11 protein-coding genes are annotated in these 6,279 nt (G+C 65.7%); all 11 read left to right on the forward strand.

The window, feature by feature from the left end; translation table 11 throughout:
* Window position 1: 1 nt before the first annotated feature.
* On the forward strand, window positions 2-325 hold the full coding sequence (rplX, locus tag ACPT94_RS11065; RefSeq protein ID WP_055517275.1) for a 50S ribosomal protein L24: 324 nt from the start codon (window positions 2-4) through the stop codon (window positions 323-325).
* Complete coding sequence (gene rplE / locus ACPT94_RS11070) at window positions 325-882, forward strand: 50S ribosomal protein L5 (protein ID WP_016434630.1); 558 nt, start codon at window positions 325-327, stop codon at window positions 880-882. The genes rplX and rplE overlap by 1 nt, the downstream gene beginning before the upstream one ends.
* 5 nt (window positions 883-887) lie before the next feature.
* On the forward strand, window positions 888-1,073 hold the full coding sequence (locus ACPT94_RS11075) for a type Z 30S ribosomal protein S14 (RefSeq protein WP_003956452.1): 186 nt from the start codon (window positions 888-890) through the stop codon (window positions 1,071-1,073).
* Between the two features lie 241 nt (window positions 1,074-1,314).
* Window positions 1,315-1,713 carry a 30S ribosomal protein S8 gene (rpsH, locus tag ACPT94_RS11080; RefSeq protein ID WP_055706474.1) on the forward strand — a complete coding sequence of 133 codons (399 nt, stop codon included), beginning with the start codon at window positions 1,315-1,317 and terminating at the stop codon, window positions 1,711-1,713.
* A gap of 24 nt (window positions 1,714-1,737) precedes the next feature.
* Window positions 1,738-2,277 (forward strand): 50S ribosomal protein L6, encoded by a 540-nt coding sequence (rplF, locus tag ACPT94_RS11085; protein WP_390658132.1) that lies wholly within the window; start codon window positions 1,738-1,740, stop codon window positions 2,275-2,277.
* A 3-nt stretch (window positions 2,278-2,280) separates the two neighbouring features.
* Complete coding sequence (gene rplR, locus ACPT94_RS11090; protein WP_071364959.1) at window positions 2,281-2,664, forward strand: 50S ribosomal protein L18; 384 nt, start codon at window positions 2,281-2,283, stop codon at window positions 2,662-2,664.
* Between the two features lie 36 nt (window positions 2,665-2,700).
* Window positions 2,701-3,306: a 30S ribosomal protein S5 gene (gene rpsE, locus ACPT94_RS11095; protein WP_003998815.1), complete on the forward strand. Its 606-nt coding sequence runs from the start codon at window positions 2,701-2,703 to the stop codon at window positions 3,304-3,306.
* Window positions 3,307-3,308: 2 nt separating this feature from the next.
* Window positions 3,309-3,491: a 50S ribosomal protein L30 gene (gene rpmD, locus ACPT94_RS11100; protein WP_009190145.1), complete on the forward strand. Its 183-nt coding sequence runs from the start codon at window positions 3,309-3,311 to the stop codon at window positions 3,489-3,491.
* Between the two features lie 2 nt (window positions 3,492-3,493).
* Complete coding sequence (gene rplO, locus ACPT94_RS11105; protein WP_030601181.1) at window positions 3,494-3,949, forward strand: 50S ribosomal protein L15; 456 nt, start codon at window positions 3,494-3,496, stop codon at window positions 3,947-3,949.
* Window positions 3,950-4,195: 246 nt separating this feature from the next.
* Entirely contained in the window at window positions 4,196-5,509 is a 1,314-nt protein-coding gene (gene secY / locus ACPT94_RS11110) for a preprotein translocase subunit SecY (protein WP_360332156.1), read from the forward strand.
* Window positions 5,509-6,171, forward strand: coding sequence for an adenylate kinase (locus ACPT94_RS11115; RefSeq protein WP_360332159.1), 663 nt, complete (start codon window positions 5,509-5,511; stop codon window positions 6,169-6,171). Before secY ends, ACPT94_RS11115 begins: the two co-directional genes overlap by 1 nt.
* The last annotated feature ends 108 nt before the right edge of the window (window positions 6,172-6,279 follow it).

Below are 6,279 nucleotides of genomic sequence, written 5' to 3' on the forward strand. Positions count from 1 at the left end.
CATGAAGATCAAGAAGGGCGACCTGGTCCAGGTCATCACCGGTAAGGACAAGGGCAAGCAGGGCAAGGTCATCGCGGCCTTCCCCCGCGAGGACCGCGTCCTGGTCGAGGGTGTCAACCGGGTCAAGAAGCACACGAAGGCCGGCCCGACCGCCAAGGGCTCCCAGGCCGGCGGCATCGTGACCACCGAGGCCCCGATCCACGTGTCCAACGTTCAGCTGGTCGTGGAGAAGGACGGCAAGAAGGTCGTCACGCGTGTCGGTTACCGCTTCGACGACGAGGGCAACAAGATCCGCGTTGCCAAGCGGACGGGTGAGGACATCTGATGGCTACCACCACGACCCCGCGTCTGAAGCAGAAGTACCGCGAGGAGATCGCGGGCAAGCTGCGTGACGAGTTCAAGTACGAGAACGTCATGCAGATCCCCGGCCTCGTCAAGATCGTGGTCAACATGGGTGTGGGCGACGCCGCCCGCGACTCCAAGCTGATCGAGGGCGCCATCCGCGACCTCACCACGATCACCGGTCAGAAGCCGGCCGTCACCAAGGCCCGCAAGTCCATCGCGCAGTTCAAGCTGCGTGAGGGCCAGCCGATCGGTGCCCACGTCACGCTCCGTGGCGACCGCATGTGGGAGTTCCTGGACCGCACCCTGTCGCTCGCGCTGCCGCGCATCCGCGACTTCCGCGGTCTGTCCCCCAAGCAGTTCGACGGCCGTGGCAACTACACCTTCGGTCTCACGGAGCAGGTCATGTTCCACGAGATCGACCAGGACAAGATCGACCGCGTCCGGGGTATGGACATCACCGTGGTCACCACGGCGACCAACGACGCTGAGGGCCGCGCGCTCCTTCGTCACCTCGGCTTCCCGTTCAAGGAGGCGTGAGCGAGATGGCGAAGAAGGCTCTGATCGCTAAGGCTGCTCGCAAGCCCAAGTTCGGTGTGCGCGCGTACACCCGCTGCCAGCGCTGCGGCCGTCCGCACTCCGTGTACCGCAAGTTCGGCCTCTGCCGCGTGTGCCTTCGTGAGATGGCTCACCGTGGCGAGCTGCCGGGCGTGACCAAGAGCTCCTGGTAGTCCCCGCTTTTTAGGGATTCCTGAAGCTCTCGGTAAGCATCTGGGTGGACAGGGGCCCACCCCCGCATGCCTTAGGCTTGTGGGGTTGGGCGCCTGTCACGCCCGTACGTCACGCGGACAGCTGTCCGTCAATGATTGCTTACTACGCCGTAGGTCCACCGCGCCGCACCCGTCCCGTCTCGGATCGGGGAGAGGGATGGCGCACCAGGAAACCCCGGCGAGAGAGGCCACAGGCCAATTCATGACCATGACTGATCCGATCGCAGACATGCTGACGCGTCTGCGGAACGCGAACTCGGCGTACCACGACTCGGTGTCGATGCCGCACTCCAAGATCAAGTCGCACATCGCGGAGATCCTCCAGCAGGAGGGCTTCATCACGGGCTGGCGCGTCGAGGACGCCGAGGTCGGCAAGAACCTCGTCCTCGAGCTGAAGTTCGGCCCGAACCGTGAGCGCTCCATCGCGGGCATCAAGCGGATCTCCAAGCCCGGTCTCCGGGTGTACGCGAAGTCCACCAACCTGCCGAAGGTGCTCGGCGGCCTCGGCGTGGCGATCATCTCCACGTCGCACGGGCTCCTCACCGACAAGCAGGCCGGCAAGAAGGGCGTGGGTGGGGAAGTCCTCGCCTACGTCTGGTAGCAGAAGGGAACGGAGGAAACAGCTATGTCGCGCATCGGCAAGCTCCCCATCGCGGTTCCCGCCGGCGTGGACGTCACCATCGACGGCCGCACGGTCGAGGTCAAGGGCCCGAAGGGGACGCTGACCCACACCGTTGCTGCTCCGATCGACATCGCCAAGGGCGAGGACGGCACCCTGCAGGTGACCCGCCCCAACGACGAGCGTCAGAGCAAGGCCCTGCACGGCCTCTCCCGCACGCTGGTGGCGAACATGATCACCGGCGTGACCCAGGGTTACGTGAAGAAGCTCGAGATCAGCGGTGTCGGTTACCGCGTGACCGCCAAGGGCTCGAACCTCGAGTTCGCGCTCGGTTACAGCCACCCGATCCTGGTCGAGGCCCCCGAGGGCATCACCTTCAAGGTGGAGACCCCGACCCGCTTCCAGGTCGAGGGCATCGACAAGCAGAAGGTCGGCGAGGTTGCGGCCAACATCCGCAAGCTGCGCAAGCCCGACCCGTACAAGGCCAAGGGCGTCAAGTACGAGGGCGAAGTCATCCGCCGCAAGGTCGGAAAGGCGGGTAAGTAAGCCATGGCATACGGACAGAAGATCCTCAAGGGCGACGCCTACAAGCGCGCCGCGATCAAGCGCCGCCACATCCGGATCCGCAAGCGGATCAACGGTACGGCGGAGCGTCCGCGTCTGGTCGTGACCCGCTCGAACCGCCACATCGTGGCCCAGGTGATCGACGACCTCAAGGGTCACACCCTTGCGTCGGCGTCCACCCTGGACACCTCGATCCGCGGTGGCGAGGGCGACAAGTCCGCGCAGGCCAAGCAGGTCGGCGCCCTGGTCGCCGAGCGTGCCAAGGCCGCCGGTGTCGAGGCTGTCGTGTTCGACCGTGGTGGCAACCAGTACGCCGGGCGCATCGCCGCCTTGGCGGACGCCGCCCGCGAAGCCGGGCTCAAGTTCTGAGCCGCTTGTAGCTAGCGGAAAGAGAGAGGTAATCCAATGGCTGGACCCCAGCGCCGCGGTGGCGGTGCCGGTGGCGGCGAGCGGCGGGACCGGAAGGGCCGTGACGGCGGCGCTGCTGCCGCCGAGAAGACCGCGTACGTTGAGCGCGTCGTCGCGATCAACCGCGTCGCCAAGGTTGTGAAGGGTGGTCGTCGCTTCAGCTTCACCGCGCTGGTCGTGGTGGGCGACGGTGACGGCACCGTGGGTGTCGGTTACGGCAAGGCCAAGGAGGTGCCGGCCGCCATCGCCAAGGGCGTTGAGGAGGCCAAGAAGCACTTCTTCAAGGTCCCCCGCATCCAGGGCACCATCCCGCACCCCATCCAGGGTGAGAAGGCTGCCGGCGTCGTGCTGCTCAAGCCCGCGTCCCCGGGTACCGGTGTTATCGCCGGTGGTCCGGTGCGTGCCGTGCTCGAGTGCGCCGGTATCCACGACGTGCTGTCGAAGTCGCTCGGCTCCGACAACGCCATCAACATCGTGCACGCGACCGTGGAGGCCCTGAAGGGCCTGCAGCGTCCCGAGGAGATCGCGGCCCGCCGTGGTCTGCCGCTCGAGGACGTCGCCCCCGCGGCTCTGCTGCGTGCGCGTGCCGGGGTGGGTGCGTAATCATGGCGCAGCTCAAGATCACGCAGACGAAGTCCTACATCGGCAGCAAGCAGAACCACCGCGACACCCTTCGTTCCCTGGGCCTCAAGCGCCTGGGTGACGTGGTCGTCAAGGAGGACCGCCCCGAGTTCCGCGGCATGGTGCACACCGTCCGCCACCTCGTGACGGTCGAGGAGGTCGACTGATCATGGCGGAGAACAACCCGCTCAAGATCCACAACCTCCGTCCCGCCCCGGGCGCCAAGACCGCCAAGACCCGTGTCGGTCGTGGTGAGGCGTCGAAGGGTAAGACGGCCGGTCGTGGTACCAAGGGCACGAAGGCCCGCTACCAGGTTCCGGAGCGCTTCGAGGGTGGCCAGATGCCGCTGCACATGCGCCTCCCGAAGCTGAAGGGCTTCAAGAACCCGTTCAAGACCGAGTACCAGGTCGTGAACCTCGACAAGCTGGCCGCGCTCTACCCCGAGGGTGGCGAGGTCACGGTCGAGTCCCTCGTGGCCAAGGGTGCCGTGCGCAAGAACAGCCTCGTCAAGGTCCTCGGCCAGGGCGAGATCTCCGTGGCGCTGCAGGTGACGGTCGACGCCGTCTCCGGCTCCGCCAAGGAGAAGATCACCGCCGCCGGCGGTACCGTCACCGAGCTCGTCTGAACACCGCAGGCGTCTCGATGACCTGAGCGATCCCGACCGGGGATACTCCACAAATGGGGTATCCCCGGTTGGTCGTTCCTAGGGCGGCTGTGTCGCAGGTAAGGTGACCAGCACTGCCCACTTTTCACAAGGTTCTCCCAACGGGGCACCTTGAGCGGCAGTCCGCCGTTACTCATGTCGTTGTTCTTATTGGACCTTCAAGACCGTCACCCTTGACGCAGATGCGCGGGGGTCGCAGGAGGCACCGTGCTCACCGCGTTCGCCCGGGCGTTCAAGACGCCCGACCTGCGCAAGAAGCTGCTCTTCACGCTCGGGATCATCGTGGTCTACCGGGTCGGCACGCACATCCCGATCCCCGGCGTCGACTACACGTCCGTTCAGCGCTGTGTGGACGAAGCGTCCGGCACCCAGGGAATCTTCGGTCTGGTGAACATGTTCAGCGGCGGCGCGCTGCTGCAGATCACCATCTTCGCGCTGGGGATCATGCCGTACATCACGGCGAGCATCATCCTCCAGCTCCTGACCGTGGTCATCCCGCGCCTGGAGGCCCTGAAGAAGGAGGGCCAGGCCGGCACCGCGAAGATCACGCAGTACACGCGTTACCTCACGGTGGCCCTCGCCATCCTGCAGGGCACCGGCCTGGTGGCCACCGCCCGCAGCGGCGCCCTGTTCTCCGGCTGCACGGTGGCCTCGAGCATCGTCCCGGACCGCGCGATCTTCACCACGATCGTGATGGTCATCTGCATGACCGCCGGCACGGCCATGGTCATGTGGCTCGGTGAGCTCATCACCGACCGCGGCATCGGCAACGGCATGTCGATCCTGATGTTCATCTCGATCGCCGCGACCTTCCCCTCCGCGCTGTGGGCCATCAAGAAGCAGGGCACGCTGGCGGACGGCTGGATCGAGTTCGGCACCGTCGTGCTGGTCGGCCTGGTGATGGTCGCCCTGGTGGTCTTCGTCGAGCAGGCCCAGCGCCGGATCCCCGTGCAGTACGCGAAGCGCATGATCGGCCGCCGGTCCTACGGCGGTACGTCGACGTACATCCCGCTCAAGGTGAACCAGGCCGGTGTGATCCCGGTCATCTTCGCCTCGTCGCTGCTCTACATCCCGGCTCTCGTGGCCCAGTTCTCCAGCGGCAACTCCAGCTGGAAGACCTGGATCGAGGCCAACCTGACCAGGGGTGACCACCCGATCTACATCAGCATGTACTTCCTGCTGATCGTCTTCTTCGCCTTCTTCTACGTCGCCATCTCGTTCAACCCCGAGGAAGTGGCCGACAACATGAAGAAGTATGGTGGCTTCATCCCGGGCATCCGGGCTGGCCGACCGACCGCTGAGTACCTGTCGTACGTGCTCAACCGGATCACCTGGCCGGGTTCGCTGTATTTGGGTCTGATCGCTCTCGTCCCGACGATGGCGTTGGTTGGTTTCAATGCAAACCAGAACTTCCCATTCGGTGGGACCAGCATCCTGATCATCGTGGGTGTGGGTCTCGAGACGGTGAAGCAGATCGAGAGCCAGCTCCAGCAGCGCAATTACGAAGGGTTCCTCCGCTGATGCGAATCGTCCTCGTCGGGCCGCCGGGTGCGGGTAAGGGAACGCAGGCCGCGTTCCTGGCCAAGAACCTGTCGATCCCGCACATCTCCACGGGCGACCTGTTCCGGGCCAACATCAGCCAGCAGACGGAGCTCGGGAAACTCGCGAAGTCCTACATGGACGCGGGCAACCTGGTGCCGGACGAGGTCACCATCGGTATGGCCAAGGACCGCATGGAGAGGCCGGACGCCGAGGGCGGCTTTCTCCTGGACGGCTTCCCGCGCAACGTGTCCCAGGCCGAGGCGCTCGACGAGATGCTGCAGTCCGAGAGCATGAAGCTGGACGCGGTGCTGGACCTCGAGGTTCCCGAGGAAGAGGTCGTCAAGCGGATCGCCGGGCGGCGGATCTGCCGCAAGGACTCCAGCCACGTCTTCCACGTCACCTACAGCCCTCCGAAGACGGAGAGCGTCTGCGACGTCTGCGGTGGCGAGCTGTACCAGCGGGACGACGACTCCGAGGAGACCGTCCGCAAGCGCCTCGAGGTCTACCACACGCAGACCGAGCCGATCATCGACTACTACAAGGCGCAGGGCCTGGTGGTCACCATCTCGGCGCTCGGCAAGGTGGAAGAGGTCACGGCTCGCGCCATGGAGGCGCTGCAGCGCGGCGAGGACGGTAAGTAGCAACGCGCATCAGTGGTGTGATGCGGTGAGCAGGTCATGAAGGCGCGCGGCCCGGGGGGCCCCGCCCCCCCCCCGCCCCGGGGAGAAAAACCACCACCACCCCCGGGC

The organism is Streptomyces aurantiaciflavus, assembly GCF_049808595.1.
In the GTDB taxonomy this organism is placed as follows: domain Bacteria; phylum Actinomycetota; class Actinomycetes; order Streptomycetales; family Streptomycetaceae; genus Streptomyces.